This is a genomic window from Aeromonas sp. 6P (assembly GCF_051919525.1).
In the GTDB taxonomy this organism is placed as follows: Bacteria; Pseudomonadota; Gammaproteobacteria; order Enterobacterales; family Aeromonadaceae; genus Aeromonas; species Aeromonas veronii.
This window is the reverse complement of the sequence record NZ_JBQBEO010000002.1, coordinates 3,005,870-3,024,846: the sequence shown is the minus strand read 5'-3', so window position 1 is coordinate 3,024,846 and position 18,977 is coordinate 3,005,870. Positions and strand designations below refer to the sequence as shown.

General features: G+C 61.3%; 17 protein-coding genes and 1 pseudogene. 4 read left to right on the top strand and 14 right to left on the bottom strand.

All coding sequences use genetic code 11. The features are described from left to right. Window positions 1-52: 52 nt before the first annotated feature. The 12 genes and pseudogenes from ACTG2J_RS13945 to ACTG2J_RS13890 all read right to left on the bottom strand — a co-directional run bounded on the left by ACTG2J_RS13945 (window position 53) and on the right by ACTG2J_RS13890 (window position 12,840). Complete coding sequence (locus ACTG2J_RS13945; protein ID WP_439997611.1) at window positions 53-2,191, bottom strand: diguanylate cyclase domain-containing protein; 2,139 nt, start codon at window positions 2,189-2,191, stop codon at window positions 53-55. Beyond that, window positions 2,188-3,381, bottom strand: a complete 1,194-nt coding sequence (locus ACTG2J_RS13940; protein WP_439997610.1) for a sugar ABC transporter substrate-binding protein — start codon at window positions 3,379-3,381, stop codon at window positions 2,188-2,190. The genes ACTG2J_RS13945 and ACTG2J_RS13940 overlap by 4 nt, the downstream gene beginning before the upstream one ends. A gap of 162 nt (window positions 3,382-3,543) precedes the next feature. Further along, entirely contained in the window at window positions 3,544-3,759 is a 216-nt protein-coding gene (locus ACTG2J_RS13935; protein ID WP_005337763.1) for a YdcH family protein, read from the bottom strand. Window positions 3,760-4,035: 276 nt separating this feature from the next. Continuing rightward, complete coding sequence (locus ACTG2J_RS13930; RefSeq protein ID WP_005337761.1) at window positions 4,036-4,647, bottom strand: hypothetical protein; 612 nt, start codon at window positions 4,645-4,647, stop codon at window positions 4,036-4,038. Next, a complete protein-coding gene (locus ACTG2J_RS13925) occupies window positions 4,644-6,005 on the bottom strand; it encodes an MATE family efflux transporter (protein WP_439997609.1) in 1,362 nt (453 codons plus the stop codon). Before ACTG2J_RS13925 ends, ACTG2J_RS13930 begins: the two co-directional genes overlap by 4 nt. Window positions 6,006-6,113: 108 nt before the next feature. Then, the gene (locus tag ACTG2J_RS13920; RefSeq protein ID WP_439989523.1) at window positions 6,114-7,937 is read right to left on the bottom strand and encodes a SulP family inorganic anion transporter; all 1,824 of its coding nucleotides are present in this window, start codon (window positions 7,935-7,937) and stop codon (window positions 6,114-6,116) included. A 71-nt stretch (window positions 7,938-8,008) separates the two neighbouring features. Then, window positions 8,009-8,599, bottom strand: a complete 591-nt coding sequence (locus ACTG2J_RS13915; RefSeq protein WP_439989524.1) for a nucleotidyltransferase family protein — start codon at window positions 8,597-8,599, stop codon at window positions 8,009-8,011. Next, on the bottom strand, window positions 8,586-8,846 hold the full coding sequence (locus tag ACTG2J_RS13910; RefSeq protein ID WP_439989525.1) for a GNAT family N-acetyltransferase: 261 nt from the start codon (window positions 8,844-8,846) through the stop codon (window positions 8,586-8,588). The genes ACTG2J_RS13915 and ACTG2J_RS13910 overlap by 14 nt, the downstream gene beginning before the upstream one ends. A 203-nt stretch (window positions 8,847-9,049) precedes the next feature. After that, window positions 9,050-10,245 (bottom strand): annotated as a pseudogene (locus ACTG2J_RS13905) (iron-containing alcohol dehydrogenase). Window positions 10,246-10,263: 18 nt separating this feature from the next. After that, entirely contained in the window at window positions 10,264-10,782 is a 519-nt protein-coding gene (locus ACTG2J_RS13900; protein ID WP_005361659.1) for a hypothetical protein, read from the bottom strand. Further along, window positions 10,763-11,383 (bottom strand): TetR/AcrR family transcriptional regulator, encoded by a 621-nt coding sequence (locus ACTG2J_RS13895; protein ID WP_265783596.1) that lies wholly within the window; start codon window positions 11,381-11,383, stop codon window positions 10,763-10,765. The genes ACTG2J_RS13900 and ACTG2J_RS13895 overlap by 20 nt, the downstream gene beginning before the upstream one ends. A gap of 11 nt (window positions 11,384-11,394) precedes the next feature. After that, complete coding sequence (locus tag ACTG2J_RS13890) at window positions 11,395-12,840, bottom strand: coniferyl aldehyde dehydrogenase (RefSeq protein WP_439997608.1); 1,446 nt, start codon at window positions 12,838-12,840, stop codon at window positions 11,395-11,397. Window positions 12,841-13,052: 212 nt separating this feature from the next. On the opposite strand from ACTG2J_RS13890, the gene ACTG2J_RS13885 reads away from it, so the two are divergent. The 3 genes from ACTG2J_RS13885 to ACTG2J_RS13875 all read left to right on the top strand — a co-directional run bounded on the left by ACTG2J_RS13885 (window position 13,053) and on the right by ACTG2J_RS13875 (window position 14,976). Continuing rightward, window positions 13,053-13,346 carry a hypothetical protein gene (locus ACTG2J_RS13885; protein WP_005353197.1) on the top strand — a complete coding sequence of 98 codons (294 nt, stop codon included), beginning with the start codon at window positions 13,053-13,055 and terminating at the stop codon, window positions 13,344-13,346. A 219-nt stretch (window positions 13,347-13,565) separates the two neighbouring features. Continuing rightward, window positions 13,566-14,534 carry a nucleoside hydrolase gene (locus ACTG2J_RS13880; protein ID WP_005337734.1) on the top strand — a complete coding sequence of 323 codons (969 nt, stop codon included), beginning with the start codon at window positions 13,566-13,568 and terminating at the stop codon, window positions 14,532-14,534. Window positions 14,535-14,640: 106 nt separating this feature from the next. Further along, window positions 14,641-14,976 carry a DUF3634 family protein gene (locus ACTG2J_RS13875; RefSeq protein ID WP_005353195.1) on the top strand — a complete coding sequence of 112 codons (336 nt, stop codon included), beginning with the start codon at window positions 14,641-14,643 and terminating at the stop codon, window positions 14,974-14,976. An 88-nt stretch (window positions 14,977-15,064) separates the two neighbouring features. On the opposite strand, the gene ACTG2J_RS13870 is transcribed toward ACTG2J_RS13875, so the two are convergent. Beyond that, entirely contained in the window at window positions 15,065-16,270 is a 1,206-nt protein-coding gene (locus tag ACTG2J_RS13870; protein WP_042656989.1) for a c-type cytochrome, read from the bottom strand. Further along, the gene (locus ACTG2J_RS13865; protein WP_439997607.1) at window positions 16,267-18,192 is read right to left on the bottom strand and encodes an NAD(P)-binding protein; all 1,926 of its coding nucleotides are present in this window, start codon (window positions 18,190-18,192) and stop codon (window positions 16,267-16,269) included. The genes ACTG2J_RS13870 and ACTG2J_RS13865 overlap by 4 nt, the downstream gene beginning before the upstream one ends. Before the next feature lie 366 nt (window positions 18,193-18,558). Between ACTG2J_RS13865 and ACTG2J_RS13860 the strand changes: the two genes are divergently transcribed. Then, on the top strand, window positions 18,559-18,933 hold the full coding sequence (locus tag ACTG2J_RS13860) for a DUF805 domain-containing protein (protein ID WP_005337730.1): 375 nt from the start codon (window positions 18,559-18,561) through the stop codon (window positions 18,931-18,933). Window positions 18,934-18,977 lie beyond the last annotated feature (44 nt).

Below are 18,977 nucleotides of genomic sequence, written 5' to 3'. Positions count from 1 at the left end.
AGCTGATCAGGGCGTTGGCGAAAGGCTCGCCAACGCCACAGACCTCCGCTTTTTATCGCTGCCCCTGATAGAAGCGCGCCTTATTGGCATACATGGCGTCGTCCGCCACCCGGCTCAGCTCCGCCAGCGGGGTCTGGTCGCTGCTGCTCCAGCCGATGGCAAAACGCAGCGGGAAGCTGTGCTCCCCATGCTGCACGATGGCGTGCTGCTGGCTTGCCTCCAACCTGCCTGCCAGCAGCTGGCTGGCGAGGTGATCCGCCTCCGCCAGCAAGACGAACTCGTCGCCGCCGATGCGGAAAATCTTCTCATCCTGACGGCAGAGGGTGCGCAGCTGGCGAGCCATCTGGATCAGCAGGGCGTCGCCAGCCTCGTGCCCATACTGGTCGTTGGTACGCTTGAGGCCGTTGAGATCGAGCATGAAGAGGGCGAGGTGACGCTCCGGATGGCGCGCCAGCACTGCTTGATAGTGGTGGAAGGCCTCTTCGAACGCCTGCCGGTTGGGCAGCCCGGTGAGGTTGTCAGTGCGTGCGACCCGCGCCAGCTCGTCGGTGAAGAGGCGCCCCTCGATGCCCACCGCCAACTGCTTGGCAAACAGCCGCAAGATGGCCCTGTCTTCGGACTCCAGCCCTTCTGCGCTCACCATCAGATAACCAAACAGCACGCCACTTTGGCTACCGGGCAGAGTCATGATCTTCCAGAGTGCGTTATCCCACTGGCATTCGGAGTGTTTGACCTCCTCATCCATCAGTTGAGCCAGTTTCTCCTGCAGGGCATCCCGCAAGGGGGCATCGACCCCCTGGGTCAGGGAGTAGTGAGGCTGACCATCGCGGCGGATCACCAGCCCCCAGCGGTGGCCGGGATAGAGCTGCGAGAGCTGCAGCAGGGCGGAGCTGGCCAGCTCGGCAATATCGATATCCAGCTGCTGGTGCAGACCGAACTGCAGCCAGGATTGCAGGATATGGCGGCTGCGCTCCTCCCGGCTCAGGGCCGAGCGCAGGGCGGTCGTTTGCGAGGCAACCTCTTGCTCCAGTTCGTCGTTGAAGCCGAGCAGCCGCTGGTTGAAGGCCTCTTTCTCGCTATTGGCCTGTTGCAGTTGTTCATTTTGTTGATAGAGCGCCCGCACCTGATCCGAGATGGTGCTGGCCATCTCCTGCAGCAACTGGCGCACCTCGTCGTACTCCACAAAGCGCAGCGGTGCCTGCCGTTGCTGGTAATTGCCCTTGCCATAGCTGCGCACCAGCGCGGCCAGCGAGCGCAGCGGTCGGGTGAGCCAGCGGGTGAGCCAGACGCAGCCGATGGCCACCAGCAGCAACATGACGGCGATGCTGACGGTCAGCAGCTGTTGGGATTTGTTGAGCTCGCTGACCCTGTCATTGCTGTAGCTGTAGAGGGTGATGGTGGGGGTGATCTCCTGCTCCAGCTGGGGCCAGCCAATGGCCAGGGGCTGCGCCATCTTGCTTGGCTCCCTGTCATCCATGGCGTTGGCGCTCTGGTGAGCCCCTTCGTAGAGACGGTTCTCGCCCTGGGAGATCACCAGATATTCGCTCCCCTTGAGATAGGGTTCCAGCAACTGGGCCATCTGCCGCCAGGGGAGAATGGTCATCACGAAGCCGGAAGGGGTCTGCATCACCCCTGCGCGCTGGTGGTTGCGATAGATGGGGGCCACCAGCGCCAGCCCGCCGCTGCGGTTTTGCTCCATGTCGTCGACCAGCACGGGATCATCGACGGGCAGCAGCAGATGCTTGCCCTGTTTTGCCTCGCGGGTCTTGCCCCAGGCCATCAGCTGCGGCATCAGGTTGCTCGACTCGAGGTGGGAGGCCTGGCCATTGATGTACTCCACCACCAACCCCTTGTCATCGATGAGGTAGGCCGAGGTGAGCAGGCTGTTGGATTTGACAAAGGTGGCCAGCGCCAGCCGGGCATGGCTGGAGAAGAGAAAGTTGTCGAGGGCCTGATGGAGTACCCGATCCTGGCTGAGCTGATTGAGCTGGGTGCCGATCAGCTCGCTGCGAAAGCGGGCCTCGCGGGTCATGCTGGTGAGGGCTCGCTCCAGCTGCGACTGCTCGCTCTGGGCGATGATTTGGTGCTGGCGGATCAGCAGCACAGTGCTGGCCAGCAGCGCCGGCAGCAGGGCGACGGTGAACAGGATGATGATCAGGGTCGGGCCGAGCCGAAAGGTGCGATGTTTCATGGTGCTTTGACCTGCCGGTACTGCTGATCGGCCAACTGCTGCATATAGCGGGCGGTGTCGGCGGCACTGATCCCCTCTTTAAAGCGCTCGAACCCTTTCTCCATCGCTTGCCAGGCGATGGACATGGCGCTGTCGGAAGGCATGGGGGTACTGAGGGTGAACTGCTCCAGGAGCACTTTTTCCTGAGGCGTGGGACGGCGGCTGATGGCGGTAAAAGCCTGCTGATTGACCGGCAACAGCGCCCCCTGATGATAGATGAACTGCTGAATATCCTGACGCTGGATAAAGGCCATCAGTGCCTTGATGACGGGCTGGCGATCTTCATCATCCATCGCCCAGCGGGAGGCTCCCATCACGTAGGCGCCGCTCATGGAGTGCATGGGATGGCTTTGCCAGCGGGGCAGCAGGGCGACGCCCAGCTTATCCCCCATATTCTTCACCAGATCATTGAACGCCCAGTCCCCATTGATGAGGTAGGCGCTCTTGCCCTCATTGAAGCGGGCGAGGGCGGTGTCATAGTCGCACTCGGGATCGACCCACTGTTCGCTGGCGACGGTGCGGTAGGCCTCCAGCGCCTGCACCATGGCCGGGCTGTCGAGGGTGATGCGCCCTTCGGTCACCGGCGAGCCGCCAAAGGTGTGTAAAAAGGCGGCGAAGTAGTACATGTCGTGATAGGGCCAGCTGACGGGGTAGACCCCCTTGGCCTTGAGGGCCGGGGTGATAGCAGTCAGTTGCTGCCAATAGCTCACCGGAGTCGAGACCAGCGCCTTGTTGTAAAACAGCATCAGATGGTTGCCCTGCATCATGGGCATGCCCCAGCGTTGCCTATCCAGGGTGACATAACGCAAGGCGCTGGGCATCAGCGCGGGGGAAAACCACTCGGCCGGGAGTGGGGCGAGGGTCATCTGGCGATAGAGGCCGATAAAATCGGAGGGGATCAGCATCAGATCGGGCAGCCCCCTTGCCTGAGCCGCCAGCAGGAGATCCGCCTTGATCTTGCCCGGCTCAATCTGGGTGACCCGTACTCTGTGGTGCCCCTCCTGATTGAAGCGGGCGATCACGTCGTCGATCACGTAACCAGCTTGCTGGGAGTGCCACAGCTCCAGTTCAGGCTCCTGGGCCTGCAGGGGGTGGCTCAATGCGAACAGGCAAAGCAGCAAGAGATGATAAAAAGATCGTTTTCTGCTCATGTTATCATCACCGTTATTCCCTGAATTCCAAGGGAAAAATGTAACAAACTACCGGCAAGATCGGTAGGCTCGGGTGTCAACTAATTGACTGAAACAACAAAAAGCCCGGCGCGTGGGCCGGGCTGGGGGATAAATTGCTTATCCGCATATTCTTCGAGGCATCTATTGTGGATGTTGTTTGAGGATGTCGTATATCTCCTCTTTCAGTTTGAGTTTCTGTTTTTTCAGATCTCTCACCTCGGCGCTATAGTCGCTGGCGTGATGCTTTTCCAACTTTCTAATCTCCGCATCCAGGTCGTTGTGCAAGTCAAACTTCTTCTGGAAATGGACATCACTGCTCTTCAGTTTCGAGATGAGTTCTCTGTACTCTGGGAACATGTAATGGAGCCTCCTTGGTTTCGTTTGATTGTGCCTGTAAGACCAAAGCTACCCCTTAGTGCCGGGGATAAATGTGATCCTGATCGGATTTGGGGGCAATGATTTGGAGTATTCGGCGGGATATTTATAACTTGTTGAATCAAAACAAGATAAGTGATTTATCAATCTGAATGGTGAGCCAAACTGTGCGACAAGTCACAACAGGGGCAGTGTTGGCGTGAGGGGGGTAGGATCAAAAAAGGGGCCGACTGGCCCCTTTTATGGATGCAGGCAACGTTACTCTTTCTCTTCGTCCGCCTGCTCTTTTTTCTTTTTCTTCTCGGGCAGCGGCTTGCCGTCGCGGTGGATCACCTTGCCCGCTTCAAAGCCAATCTGGGCGGCCAGCTCCTCCAGATCCGCCGACTTGGCCTGATCCCCGATGGCGTAGCGATAGTTGGCGATGGAGAGTTTGTCAGCCACCGGCGTGCCCGGGACAATAGGCTCGCGCCAGCCCTGGCCGATGTGGGCCACCAGGGTGCCGTTCATCAACAGCTCGCCGACGATCTCCTGGGTCGGATTGCCCTTGCCGTAGGTGAGACCCTGCGGGTGCTTCTTGCCGACCAGCGGCTCGTTGCTGGCGGGGATCAGCTTGGTGCGGATCAGCCACTTGGGCTTTTTGGTGTTGCCCACCGCCTTGCCGGTCTGGTACTCGTTGATCTTGATGGTCTTGATCATCTGGGCCATGAAGTCCTTGGTCAGCGCCTTCTGGGCGTCGCTGGTTTCATCGATGGCGATGGGGGCCACATACCAGGTCTGGGTGGCTTGAGCCTTGGGAGCGGCAGGGGCAGTTTGCGCCATGGCCAGGGGGCTGAGCAGGATGGCAGCCAGCAAGAGTCCTATCTTCTTCATTGTGATTCCGCTTTTGTTTCAACAAGAATTTTGTTTTGCCAGCGACGACTGCGCCAGCGCCAGAACATGGCCAGACCGCGCACCCACTCGTCGCAGGCCAGCGCCAGCCAGATACCGACCAGTCCATAACCCTGCATGATACCGAGGAAATAGGAGAGTGGCACGGCAATTCCCCACATGGAGAGCAACGCCATGTAGAGGGGGAAACGGGCATCCCCGGTGGCCCGCAGGGCGTTGATCACCACCAGATTGAAGGTGCGGCCGGGTTCGAGGATGAGGCTGATAAGAAACAGTTGCGCCACCTGGGTGATGATGTTGGCATCATCGGTAAAGAGGCTGATGATGGTGCGGCCATTGAGGGCCGCCGCCACGGCGATGACGCAGGTAACTGCCAACCCCAGCTTGAGGCTCTTGAGCAGCTGTTGATAGGCGCGATCGAACTGCCTGGCACCTGCCAGATGACCGATGATGATCTCGTTGCCAAGGCCGATAGAGAGGCCAAACAGCAGGATAAACAGGCAGATCTGGAAGAAGTAGGACTGGGTCGCCAGCGCCTTGTCACCCAGCAGTCCGACAAAGGCTGTCACCACCATAAACTGCAGCATCCAGGAGAGGTTCTCTCCTGCCGCAGGCAGGCCGATATGGAGCACCTTGCCCAGCATCTCCCGGCTGGGGTGGACGATATCACGCACCACCAGTCGAATGCCGGTCTTACGGGCTACCAGCCACACCAGCAGCACCACGCCGATCAGGCGGCCCGCGACCGTGCTGATGGCGACACCGGCGACGCCAAGTTGGGGCAGGCCGAACCAGCCGTAGAGCAGCAGCAGGTTGCCGACGAAGGTGATGAGGTTGACGATGAGGGTCACATACATCGCCTGACGGGTGTGGCCGTGAGCGCGCAGGGTGGCAGCCAGACAGAGGGCCGCGGCCTCCGGTAACAGGCAGAGACCGATGATCTGCAAGTAAAGCGTCCCGTCGCTCATCAGATTGGCAGGCAGGTTCATCAGCGCCAGCATGGTGCTGGCCCCCGCCATCACGCCGATGGCCGCTACCAGACCGATCAGCAGATTGAAGCCGATAGCGGTGTGGATCACCACCCGACTCTTCTCCCGATCGCCCGCCCCCAGATACTGGGTGATCACCACGCTGGTACCGATACTGACGAAGCTGAACAATGTGATGGCGAGATCGAACACCTGATTGCCGACCGCCAGCGCCGCCACTCCCTGATAGGAGACATGACCCACCATGAAGGTATTGAGGGCGCCCGTCAGAAAGTGCAGGGCGAGATCGATAAAGAGCGGCCAGGTCAGCGCAAAGAGGGTGCCCGGGCCTGCGTGGGATTGAGATTGCATGGCATGTCCAACAGCTGGGAGGGCACGGGGGAGTGCCCTCTGGGGGCGCATTTAACACCAAGGCCAAGGCCGGTGCAATCCTTGTGCAGGATTGCATCGGCCAGGGGATCAGGCTGGCGTGGCGCCCGCCTCCTGTTCGCTTGGCAGGGTGAGGCGAGCCGAGTCGGGCAGGGCATCATCCTGCGGCCAGTTGGAGCGGATGACATCAGTGGTGCTCTCCACCACCGCATCATCCTTGAACACCGGCTCGCGGTAGCAGCGGGTCAGGCGCAGCGCCTGATACATGTCGGGGCAGAGGATGATCCCCTCATCGCCTACCCGCACGCCCGCCTGCTTTAACCAGTGAGTCATCTGGCCGTGGCGACCCGCCATCACCATATGGATGCCGCGCCGTTTCAGCTCTTTGTGCAGCTCTCCCACCATGCTCATCACGCTGATGTCCTGATGGGTGAAGCAGGCGACCGCATCGATCACCAGACACTTGGGAGCTCGGGGATCCTGCACCAGCAGGGCCAGCACCCGCCGCTTGAAATAGGGGGCATTGAAGTAGGTGAGCGGCGAGTTGAAGCGATAGACCAGAATACCCGGGATCGCCTTGGCCTGTTCGTTGTCTCCCAAGGTGCGCACCACCCCTTCATCATCCATGCCGAGTAGTTGATCGGTGGGACGCATCACATTGCGCAGGAACTGGAACAGCCCCAGCAACACGGCGAGGGTGATCCCGGGGATCACCCCCATGGTGAGCACGCTGATAAAGGTGACCAGAGCCAGCCAGAAGGCGGAGCGATCGGAGTGACGCAGGGCCCAGAGGCCACGAAAATCGGTGAGCGACAGGGAGGCCACCACCAGCACCACCCCGAGGGCAGCGGTCGGGATGTATTGCAGTGGCGCAGTCAGATAGAAGGTGATGAGGGCGATCACCGCAGCGGCGATGATAGAGACCAGCTGGCTCTTGCCGCCGTTGGCATCGTTGACCGCAGTGCGCGAATCCGCCCCGCTGATGGCAAAGCCTTGCGAGACTGCGGAGGCGAGGTTCGCCATACCGAGGGCCCGAAACTCTTTGTCTGCGTCGATTTCGTAACCGTTTTTGGCTGCAAAGCTGCGAGCGGTCAGCATCATGGAGACGAAGCTCACCATGGCCAGGTTAAGGGCGGGCAGCACCAGCTCCCGCATCAGACCGGGGGGAAATTCCGGCATCTGGAACGCGGGCAGGCCGGAGCCCACCGTCCCCAGGGTGGCAATATCAAACTGGCCGAGATTAAAGCCCCACACCAGCGCAGCGGTTACTACCATGGCCACCATGGAGGAGGGCCATGCCGGTTTGTAGCGCTTGGCCAGCAGCAGGGTGAGCAGGGCCACCAGACTCATGGCCAGAGTGGGCAGATGGGTCTGGGTGATATAGGTAGCCCCGCTGGCGATCCGCTCGATGAGGTAACGTTCGCTGAAAGTGAAGCCGAAGATCTTGGAGAGCTGGCCCACCATGATGGTGATGGCCACACCATTGAGCAGCCCCATCAGGATGGGTCGGGAGAGAAAGTCCGCCAGCACTCCCAGCTTGAAGCGGCTGGCAATCAGGCACCAGAAGCCGGTCATGGCGGTCATGGTCATCACCAGTTGCCAGTGACGGGTGGGGTCGCCTGCGGCCAGCGGCGTCACCACGGCGGCAATGACCGCGCAGGTGGCGGCATCGGGGCCGACAATCAGCTGGCGGGAGGTGCCAAACAGGGCGTAGACCAGCATGGGCAGGATGCAGGAGTAGAGACCGACGATGGCACCCACCCCGGCAAGCTCGGCATAGGCGATGGCGACGGGCAGCGCCACGGCCGCCACCGAGAGTCCGGCGCGAAGATCTGGCATCAACCAGGCGCGCTGGTAATGCAGCAGGGCGGCGAGGCCCGGTAGCCAGCGTTCGAGAGAGAAGAAGTCGCGCATTATTTAACCCATTGAGTTACAACCAGCTTTTCCCCTAGTGTGCCCAAGGTTATCGAAAGATTGCAATCAGGTTATGGCCAGTTTACCTGAAGGTCAGGCCAGATAGCCTGCCAGCGTTTCTCCTTGATGCGCTGGGTAAAAATCTGTTTGTCCTGACGACATCTGGGGTTGGCACTCACTTGCAGCGACCAGTTGATGGTAAAGCCGTAGGGGGCGAGCCACTCGAACTCGCCATCTCGGGTGAGGCGTACGCCGATGCAGGTGGGCACCTCGACCCAGTGGCTGAGCGCCTCAAGGCTGCTGGCAAACGGCGCTACCAGCTGGCGAGTGTGCATGCGGGCCTGATTGCGCACTTCCCACTGCTGGCCGGGCAGGCGTTTGGCGAGCCAAGCTTCGTGCTCCGCTTCGGCCAGCCCTTGCGGGTCGCTTTTATCGAGATAGATAAGGTCGATATCGTTGAGCGGGGTGGGCGCCGCCTTGTGGTGAAGGTGATCCCAGATGAGGTTGCGGATAAAACCGGCTCCCAGCGCCCAGTCGGGCAGATTGAGCTCGGCCGCGGCTTGCAGGCAGGCCATCCGCTGCGGATCGGCCCGCAGCAGGGCTTCTGTTTTGGCTTGGAATTGCTGTTCGAGGACGGTGTTCAGAGGTTCAGTTGTTGGCATTGCGGCGTAACCAGACATCAATGTAGCGGCAGCTCGGCACTATAGTGAGTCCCTCCGCCTGAGTCCAGTTGAAGAAGGCACGCGCCAGCTGATCGGCAATCCCCTGCACCCGCAGCTCGGGGGGCACGAAGGTGCTGTAGGCGTCGATGGTCTTGGCATCGAGCCGCCGGTAGCGCAGTCTCGACTCTTTCCCCTCCACTATACAGATGAACTGCTGCTGGTTGGCCTGATGGATGATGTCGCTCATGGTGGGCACCTCTGGCATAAAGTTGGGTCTCTCGGCACAACATAACTGTTAGCCAAGGTATAGAACAGATAATGAGAGCCCGTGGTCAATATCATCCCCCTTTGACAGAGGGCGCATCGATATCGCGATGCAGATCAAGGTGCCCGATGGTGAGTCGGGCACCGCGTTAGTGTCAACACAAGAGTGTTGGCAAAGGGGCGGGATCAGGCCCAGGCTCGCTCCAACAGAGTGAGTAACTGCTCACGGTCGGCGTCCTTGCGATTGAACAGAAGGGCGCCGTCGTTGATCGCAAGATCGCGGATCTCGGTCAGTAGCGAGCGATCGCTTACCCCTGCCTCGCTCATGGTGCGCGGCAGGCTTGCCACAGCTTGACCGCTTGCCACAAGGTGTCGCGCAGGGTGCGAATGGCTGTGATGGTCGCCTCCGCCCGCTGATGGGCCGGGGTGGCAGCAAAGCGCTCTGCCCCCACCAGCGGCAACAGCAGCCGGGCCAACTCGCTATCCACCTCGGGGCGGTTGTAGTCGAGCACGGTCGGCAAAAAGAGGTTCATGCACAGCCCGTGGGGCAGATGGCAGCGGGCTCCCAGACTGTGGCCGAGGGCGTGCACCAGCCCCACCATGGAGTTGGAGAATGCCATGCCAGCCAGCGTGGAGCCTTCCGCCAGTTGCAGCCGCAGCTGTTTGTTTTGCGGGTCGTGGATGATTTGCGGCAGGGCGCTGGCGATCTTCTCCACTGCCATCAGGGCCAGCGCATCGCTCACTGGGTTTTTCGCTGTGCCGATAAAGGCTTCGATGGCGTGGGTCATGGCGTCCATGGCGGTGGCGGCGGTGATATTGAGGGGCAGCCCCTGGGTCAGGCGCGGGTCGAGCACCGCCAGCTGGGGAAGCAGGAAGGGGGAGGTGAAGGGCACCTTGCGCCCGCTCGCCTCATCCTTGATCACTGCAACCAATGTCACTTCTGATCCTGTGCCCGCCGTGGTGGGCACCACCGCCAGCGGCTTGAGGGGACGGGTCAGGCAACCGGCACCCGAGTAGTCGAGCAGATGCTCCCCCCCCATGGAAGTGAGAATGTTGACTGCCTTGGCGGTGTCGATGACTGAGCCGCCCCCCAGCGCCACCAGACTGTCGCAGTCGAGCTCACGATAGCGTTTGGCGATCCGCTCCACCACGGCGGTGGAAGAGTCGGCCGGGATCTCGTCCCAGATGGCGGCGACCGGCAGCTCCCCTTCGGCCAGCACATTGGCCAGCAGGGTGGCAAGGCCGGTAGCATTGACCCCCTTGTCGGTCAGCAGCAGCGGGCGACGGGCCCCGAGGCTGGCCAGCTCGCTGGCCAGCTGCTCCAGCGCCTGTTCACCGGCCAGCAGTTTGACCGGGCAGAAGAAATCGTAATAGCGGCTCATTTCAAGGCTCCTTGCGCGTTAGCCGGTCACCAGACCCAGATAGATGTTGCAGGCCCGGCCGATCTTGTTGGTCGGGGCGGGATAGTGGCGCAGCAGCGGCCGCGCGATAAAGGCGGGCAGGATCAGGGACTGCAACTGCTCAAGCCCCCGTACCAGATGCATGGCAACGGTCAGGTCTCCCTCCACCAGCAGCCGGTTTTCGCCAAATGCCTGATTGACCCCGAGCCGAAAACTCAGGGCGCGAAAGGCGATATTGGGATGCTTGAAGCGCACCCGTAGCGGATGGATGGTGGCATGAGGGGCGACTGGCGCGCCGGGATACCAGCGCCCCCCCTGCTTGTGCATGTTCATGGCATAGCCGATGCCGCCCACTTCGAGGCGAATAGCCAGCCCGTCCGGCAACGGCGCCAATTCGCGGCGTACCGCCTCATCGGTGCGGGCGGCGCGGCAGAGGGTACGACCCACCACCCAGAGCAGAGTGGTGATCCAGAGGCGGCGGCCAAGGGCTGCCGCAGGTTCAAACATCCGTGTTTGCATGAGGATTGGCTCCTGAGATGGCTGACCAGAAGAGGGCGAACGCACTGGCTTGCCAGTAGTCGTCCTGTCCCAGCTCCGGTTGATCGACAAACAGTGATGCGCAGGCGAGGAACTGGCCCTGACACACCTCCAGCAACAGTGGCGCGGGGGCCTGCATCAGCTCGCCGCTGGCCTGCCCCTTTGCCAGCAGGGCAGGCAGAAAGCGCAGGGCATCGTTCAGGATCTGGCTGCGGGCCGGTCTGGCCAGCAGCGGAGAGTGAAAGAAGCCCAGCACAAATTTGAGCTCATTGGGGTTAGCCTGCATCCACTCCATCGCCAGCTGCCAGTAGTGGCGGGTCTGGTCGTACAGCGGCAGGGCGGGATCCGCTTCATGGATGGCGCTCCCCATCCGGGTTTTCACATCCTGATAGAGGGCGAGGATCAGCGCCTCCTTGCTCGGAAAGTGGTGGAACAGAGTACCGTTGGCCACCCCGGCCGCCTTGGCGATACGGGCGGTGGCAGCTCCCTGCAGGCCATCTTCGGCGCAGAGGGCGAGGGCGGCATCCAGGATCTGGCGGCGCTTGTCGGTCATGTTTTGTGGCTGCGGGATAGCCTGGTTCATGGTCATCTCCATCAGCGCAGGAAGAAGGCCATCATCAGCTTCTGGATCCAGCTGTGGTAGGGGGGATGGATCAGGGAGCCGGTGGTGAACTTGCCGCGGGTCAGCACGGTTTTTGCCTTGGAGAAAGTAAGAAACCCCTCGTGGCCGTGGTAGTGGCCCATGCCGGAGGCGCCGATGCCGCCAAACGGCACATCGTCGGCCGCCACCTGAAACAGGCTCTCGTTGATCGCCATGCCGCCGGAGTGGGTCTCCCGGGTCACTCGCGCCTGCAACTCGGGGTCGAAGCTTATCAGATAGAGGGCCAGCGGGCGGGGCCGCTCGGCCACATAGGAAAGCGCCTCCTCCAGGGTGTCGTAGGGGATGAGCGGCAGCAGCGGGCCAAAGATCTCCTGCTGCATCACCTGACACTGGCCCGGCACCCCGGTCAGCAGGTGGGGCACCAGCAGGCGACGCTGGTCGTCGCGGGCCGGGTTGCCACAGGGGTGGAGCTGGGCACCCGCCTGCTCGGCTTCATCCAGCCAGCTGACGAGACGTTGATACTGGCGGTCGTTGATGATGGCGCCGTAGTCGGCACTATTGAGCCCCTGTGGGTAGAGCTTGCTGAAGTGGCGGCGATAGGCGGCGATAAAGTTATCCACCTCGCTGCGGGGCAGCAGCACATAGTCGGGGGCGACGCAGATCTGCCCGGCATTGAGGCTCTTGCCGAAGATCATCCGCTCGACCGCGGTGGCGACCGGCATGTCGGGGGCGATAAGACAAGGGCTCTTGCCACCCAGCTCAAGGGTGAGGGGGGTGAGCTGGGGCGCGGCGGCGGCCATCACCAGCTTGCCCACCATGGTGGAGCCGGTAAAGAGCAGGTGATCGAACGGCAGTGAGCTGAACGCCGCCGCCATCTGGGCATCCCCTTCGATGATGGCGATCTCGTTTTCGTCAAATACGCTGGTGAGCATGGTGCGCAGCACGGCATTGGTATGGGGAGTGAACTCGGAGAGTTTCAGCATCGCCCGGTTGCCCGCCGCGATGGCGGTGATGAGGGGGCCAAGGCTCAGCATCACCGGAAAGTTCCACGGCACGATAATGCCGACCACCCCGAGCGGCTGGAAGTGCACCTCTACTTTGGCGGGGGCCAGCAGCAGGCCGGTGTGACGGCGGTGGGGCTGCATCCAGCGCTTGAGCCGCTTCTGGGTGTAGTTGATCTGCATGATGCAGGGCAGCACATCGGCGATCAGGCTGTCGTAGTGGCTGCGCTGGCCATAATCTGCTGCCAGCGCCTTGCACAGCGGCCCCTTGTGGGCGAGCAACGCCTGTTTGAGTTTGGTCAGCTGCGCCCGGCGCTCGGCCAGGGTAGGCATGGGATTAGCCAGACTCGCCCGCTTGAGCCGTGCCAGCTGATCCGGCAGGGACAATTTGATGGCGAGGATATCCTCAGGAGTGTGTTGAAGCTGCGCTGCACCCATGTTGTTCTCCGCATGAAAAATGACCGACTGATTAGTCGGTCTAAATCTAGTTGTTTGTTACCGGAATGTAAAGCTGGCAAGCTCTCTCCCGTTCACCTCGAGCCAGACGCAAGAGAGAACTGTGTGTCTCCCCACACTTTTGTGGTTTGCTCGTTGGTGACTTATCTAATAAGGGGTAGTTTTTGGCTATTAACCTACACGGAGAGAGCACTATGACCAGGGAACTGAACAGCTTGTTGGCCCGGCTTGAAGATGTGGTTGAGCGGATGCCGGATTGCTTCAACACCTACGAATTCGCCCAGAAGCTGGCATTGCAATATCAGCCGGAATTCTTTGCCGCGGGCCACTCTCTGGCCGAGCACGAGGGCAAGGTACTGCGGGTGCTGCACCAGAAGATCGCCGAAGCGCTGGCAGGCAGCGAGATGGTGATTGAAGGGGCACTGCTCCCCTGCGTCACCCCTTGGGGGGAGAAGGCGACCTCACCACGCTGGCACCGCAAACACTGAGGATCCGGTCAGGCAGATCACTGCCAGATAGCAGATAACGAACAACGATAAAGGGCGCGGCGCTGGCAACAGGGCCGCGTTTTTTATGCTAATTGTCGCCAGCAGCGCCCCCGCTGCCGGGAGCAAAGGCCCGCTCTGTGATCCCATGCCGGGATACGAGGCCGTCAGCCGGGTAGACTCTCCCTTTTGTCGCAGGGTTTGTCACCGTAGGAATTTATCATGACCCATAAAATCATTCTGGATACCGATCCGGGTATCGACGATGCCATGGCCATCCTGTTTGCCGAGGCCCACCCCGCCATCGAGCTGCTCGCCATCACCACAGTTTTTGGTAACGCCACCATCGACAATGGCACCCGCAACGCCCTCTGGCTCAAGCAGAAGTACGGCATGAAGGCGGATGTGGCCAAAGGCGCTGCCGCCCCGCTGCTACGCGAGCCGGTCGGCCCCACCACCATAGTCCACGGCCCGAGCGGCTTTGGCGACATGGAGGCGGGAGAGGTGACTATCGCTCCGGATCCCCGTCCCGCCTGGCAATATATTGTCGAGGCGGTCAAAGCCGCGCCGGGGGAGATCACTCTCGTCACTATCGGCCCGCTGACCAATCTGGCGCTGGCGCTACAACAGGCGCCCGAGATTGTCTCGCTGGTGAAACAGGTGGTGGTGATGGGGGGCGCCTTTGGCGTCAACGGCCATCGCGGCAACGTCACCCCCTATGCCGAAGCCAATATTCACGATGATCCCGATGCCGCCGACCGGGTCTTTACCGCCGATTGGCCTGTGGTGATCATCGGGCTGGATGTGACCCAGCAGAGCTTCTTCAGCAGCGCCTATCTGGATGAGCTCAGGGACAAGGCGGGGGAGCCGGGCCGCTTCCTGTGGGATGTGAGCCGCTTCTACCTGCGCTTCTACTCCGAGAAGCTGGGGCTCTCCGGTTGCCACGTTCACGATCCGTCCGCCATCGCCTATGTGATTGATCCGACCCTCTTTACCCTGCGCGAGGGGCCGGTACGGGTGATCACCAGCGGCCCGGCCATCGGCCACACCCTGCAAAAGTTCGATGGCAAACGCCACTCCCACGATGACTGGGCAGCCTATCGTCCGCAGCAGGTCGGGGTGGCGGTGCGCGATGAAGCCTTGCTGGCGCTCTATCGCGAGACGCTGGTGGGCTGGGGCAAGGATTGCTGAGCAAAGGGGCGCTATTGCGCTGAGGCGGGGGCTGTGATCGGCGCCAAACAATCGGAGCGCACGGCCGCTTATACTGCCTGATATCAAGAGCTTGGGAGGGATGAAGATGGCCTGGATTTCCTTGATAGTTGCGATTGCGCTGATCTGGTGGTTGATGAAGCTGGGGCGTGGCGCCCTGTTCGAGATCCGTCTTGCCCCCGGCAAGGTAGTGGTCAAGCAGGGCAAGGTGTCACCCGCCTTTATTGAGCATGCCAAGCAGATCCTGCGCCACGACACGGTGCGCGGTCGCATTGTGGGGCAGCGTGATGGCGATGGCGTGAAGCTGATCTTCTCCCGCTCCATCCCCGAGCCGGTGGCCCAGCGTTTTCGCAATATCTTCCCCTATGGCGATTACCGCCAGCCAACGGCGCCACTGCCGGGGCCAAAATCCCGCAAGGGATAAGCACCGGAACCTGGTTCATCAATAGCAAACGGGCCTCCAGTGGAGGCCCGTTTTTTATGGCACTTGGCCAAGAGAGAGCTGGCAGCCCTTACTCCTTGCCGTGCAGCTCGCGCTGGGCCTTGACCGCCGCCGCCTTGACGGCGGTGCCTTCATTGCCCCAGGAGGCGCGCAGGGTGTTGACCAGCTCGGCGAGCCGCTCGTCATCCATGGTCCAGCCATAACCCGGCATGTGGTAACCCAGATGGCCGTGGGTGACCGGGGTCTCGGCGCCGTGCAGCAACACGTTGATCAGGCTCGACGGATCGCTCGCCAGCACGGTGCGGTTGTTGACCAGCGAGGGGATGACGTGGTCATTGCCCTGGCCGTTGACCCCGTGACAGGTGGAGCAGTACATGGCGTAGTCCGCCTTGCCGCTGGCACTGGCGTAGGCGCGGGCCCCTTTCTCCGCCACCGGTTCATCTTTCAGATCGGTGAGATAGGTGGCGATGCTGGCCAGATCGGCGTCGCTGAAATACTGGCTGCTGTGAGTGATCACTTCCCCCATGGGGCCCGCGACCGCTTCATGCTGGCTGCGGCCGGTTTTCAGCAGATCGATCAGCGCCTGCTTGCTGTAACGGCTGCCGCGAATGTCGGGGGCATACCAGCCATCCAGCGCCGCCCCGCTCAGGTAGACAGGGTCCGCCTCGGTAAGCGCTTTCTCCTGCATGCCAAGCCCGCGCGGAGTGTGGCAGCTGCCGCAGTGACCGGCGCCCTGCACCAGATAGGCGCCACGGTTCCACTCTTCGCTCTTGCCCGCCACCGGGGTGAAGCGGCTGTCATCGTGGTAGACCCAGTTCCAGCCCATCAGCGGCCAGCGCATGTTGAGGGGCCAGGGGATGTCACTTTCCTTGTTGGCGATGGCCAGCGGCTGTACCTCCTTCATCAGATAGTGATAGAGATCTTCGAGATCCTTATCGCTCATCTTGGCGTAGGCGGTGTAGGGCATGGCCGGATAGAGGCGATGACCGTCGCGGGCCACCCCTTCACGCATCACCTTGATGAACTCCGGCAGGCTGTAGTTGCCGATGCCGTGAGTCTTGTCGGGGGTGATGTTGGTGGCAAACACGGTGCCGATGGGGGTCGGGAACCCTTTGCCGCCCGCCAGCGGCTTGCTGGTTTCGCTGGTGTGACAGGCGGCGCAATCGCCGAGCTTGGCCACGTATTCCCCCGCAGACATGGCGGGGGCTGCGTTGGCGGCAAGGGCGGGCAGGGCCAGCAACAGGGCGCTGGCGGTCAGTGACAGGGCGCGGCTCATTGGGCACCTCCCTTGCTCATGGCAACCAGCTCGTTGACGGCGCGCCACGCTTCGTCGATGGCGGCGTGGGCGTAGGGGCTCCAGCCTGCATCCGAGTTGGCGATGGTGATGTTGCCGATCGGTTGGCGACCCAGTTCAATCCATTTTTCACACTGCGCTTCGTCATCAAACAGGGTGTTGGTGACATAGGAGTAGCCGTGAGACCAGCGGTTGACCGTGATGGCGAGGATATCCTGCTCATGGTTGAAACCGGCGCTGCCGAGCATCCCCTGCAACTGCTCGCGGATCATCTGTTCATGCTGCTCGAACGGCATGCCGAGGATCATGGCGCGCCCCTTGCGGGACTGCTCGCGGGCCGAGAGGCCGCTGCCCGGCAGGGTCGGCACATAGACCATGTGCAGGCACATCGGCTGATCCGGGCTCTTGGGATGCTCGTAGCCACCCATGCTGACCGGATAGTCGAGCTTGACCCGGCTGTAGGGTGCGGCGGGGGAGTAGACCTCGTGTACCCCTAGCTTGACGAAGGCTTGCCAGTTCTTGATCACCACCTTGGTGTAGACCAGCGGCGCCTTGGCATTTTGGCGCAGCGCCTCCTTCTGGGGCTCCGGCATCTCGGGCACCATGTAGGGGATCATCATGTTGTAGCCAGCCATGATCGACTGCTTGGCCCGCACCCGGTGCAGTTTCCCCTCCTTGATGTAGGTGACATCCACCGCCAGCTTGCCGTCGGCGAGGCGCACGTTTTTGGCCTGCAGCGCCGTGCTGCCAAGGCGCAGTTGCACCTTGTGCTCCGGCAGGTCGAGTTTGCTGTAGTCAAACTTGGCCAGCACCACATCCTGCATGGTGTGACCCGGCGCCACCTGCGGAATGAGCTTGCGTACCATCAGGCGGGTGAGACCGGCGTTGCCATCGGGGAAGTGGAAGATGTAGGGGTCGTCCAGCTCCGCCTGCTCCTCGGCATCCAGCGGCGTCAGATTGAGGCCGTCGAACCCCGGCAATGCGCAGAGGCGCGCATCGGCGCAGGCGGTGGCGTCGATGCCGACCGCCTGGAAGTCGTTGGTGCGCTGCTGGAAGTAAGTGATCGCCCGCTCGCTGAGGCCCACTTTATCGCGCAGGAAGGTGGTGTAGCTGTTGCGAGTCACCCACTTATCCTGCTGCTCGCGGGTCATGCCGCTCAGGTAGTCGATCTTCGATTCGTGCAGGGCCAACAGGGCGGCCTTGTCGGCATCATCGAGGGGGAAGTCACCGATAAACTCTGCCAGCGGCCGACCGTTCAGGCGATCGCGCGGGATGTCATCCGCCACGTTGTGACCCGGATCGCCGTTCACTATCTTGTTGACGCCAAAGTGCTTCTCGTCGAAATAGACGCCGCGGCTCAGCCCCAGATCCGGATAGAAGGTCTGCTGGAAACCGGCGGCCAGCTCGTCGATGTTGACCTCCAGCGCCTTGAGCAGCCCGAGCGCCACCGGGCTGTAGACCGAACGCGGTGATTGCAGGGACTCACTGCCGCCGTAACCCAGACGCAGGCCATCGGGGGTGGTGAACTCGTTGCGCTTGGCGTGGCCGCCGAAGTCATCGTGGTTGTCGAGCAGCAGGATCTTCTTATCCGCGCCGAGCAGTTGCTGATAGAAGCAGGCAGCGGCCAGACCGCTGATCCCGGCGCCGACGATCACCAGATCGACCTCTCCCTCTAGGGGAATATTGGCAAAATCATACTGCTTGCCATCACGGGCGATGCTGTGGGCCGGTTCGAAAGAGCCCGGGTGGTTACCGCGCAGGCCGGTGAGGGCGGGCGGGTAGGCCAGGGTTTTATCCGCCAGCGTGCTGCCGCCTTCGGCAGCTTTGAGCAGATTGATAGGGGCGACGCCTGCCGCAATGGTGATGGCAACGCCGTTGAGAAAATCTCTGCGTGTAATACTCATGGCTATCCCTGTGTTAGGAGAAGTAATGAATAAGTGGATTCATTATGGGAGGGAGACACAGATCCTGTTCAGGATTGGGCGCCGAATCTACCGCTATCCTCACGCTGAGTCCATACGATTGCTAATGGATTATTAAGCACCATTTTCCTGCTTGTGACGAGAGTGATGCGCTGATGGGGGTGATTTGCCCTGTTGCAGGGCAAATTATCTTCCGGAACGGTCGGTCAATCATTGCCGCAGCTGATTAGTTTGGGAGGCGTTCGGGCATCATTGTCGATTCGGGGGGATGATCGCGCTAAGCTCTTAACTACTTGTTTTATCGACTCTCTTTTTATTCATAGGCATAAAGGCCACTCAGGAGGCGCAATGAACTGGTATATCTCGGTCCTCAAGCAATATGCGGTATTCAGCGGGCGGGCCCGTCGCACCGAATACTGGATGTTCGTGCTGTGCAACGTCATCGTCATGCTGTTGCTCGGCATGGTGGACAAGCTGATTGGCGGCGACAATGAGCTGATAAGCTCCATCTATTCGCTTGCTGTGCTGCTGCCATCGCTGGCGGTGGCGGCCCGTCGTCTGCACGATACCGACCGCAGCGCTTGGTGGCTACTGCTCGGGCTTATCCCCATTATCGGCACCCTGGTGCTTATCTACTTTATGGTTTGCAACGGTCAGCAGGGACCAAACCGCTTCGGTGATGATCCCAAAGCGGCCCCCTCGCAGGGCTTTATCGTCAGCTAACGGGCGCGGCTTGGCCAATCATCGGTCAATAAAAAGAGAGGGAG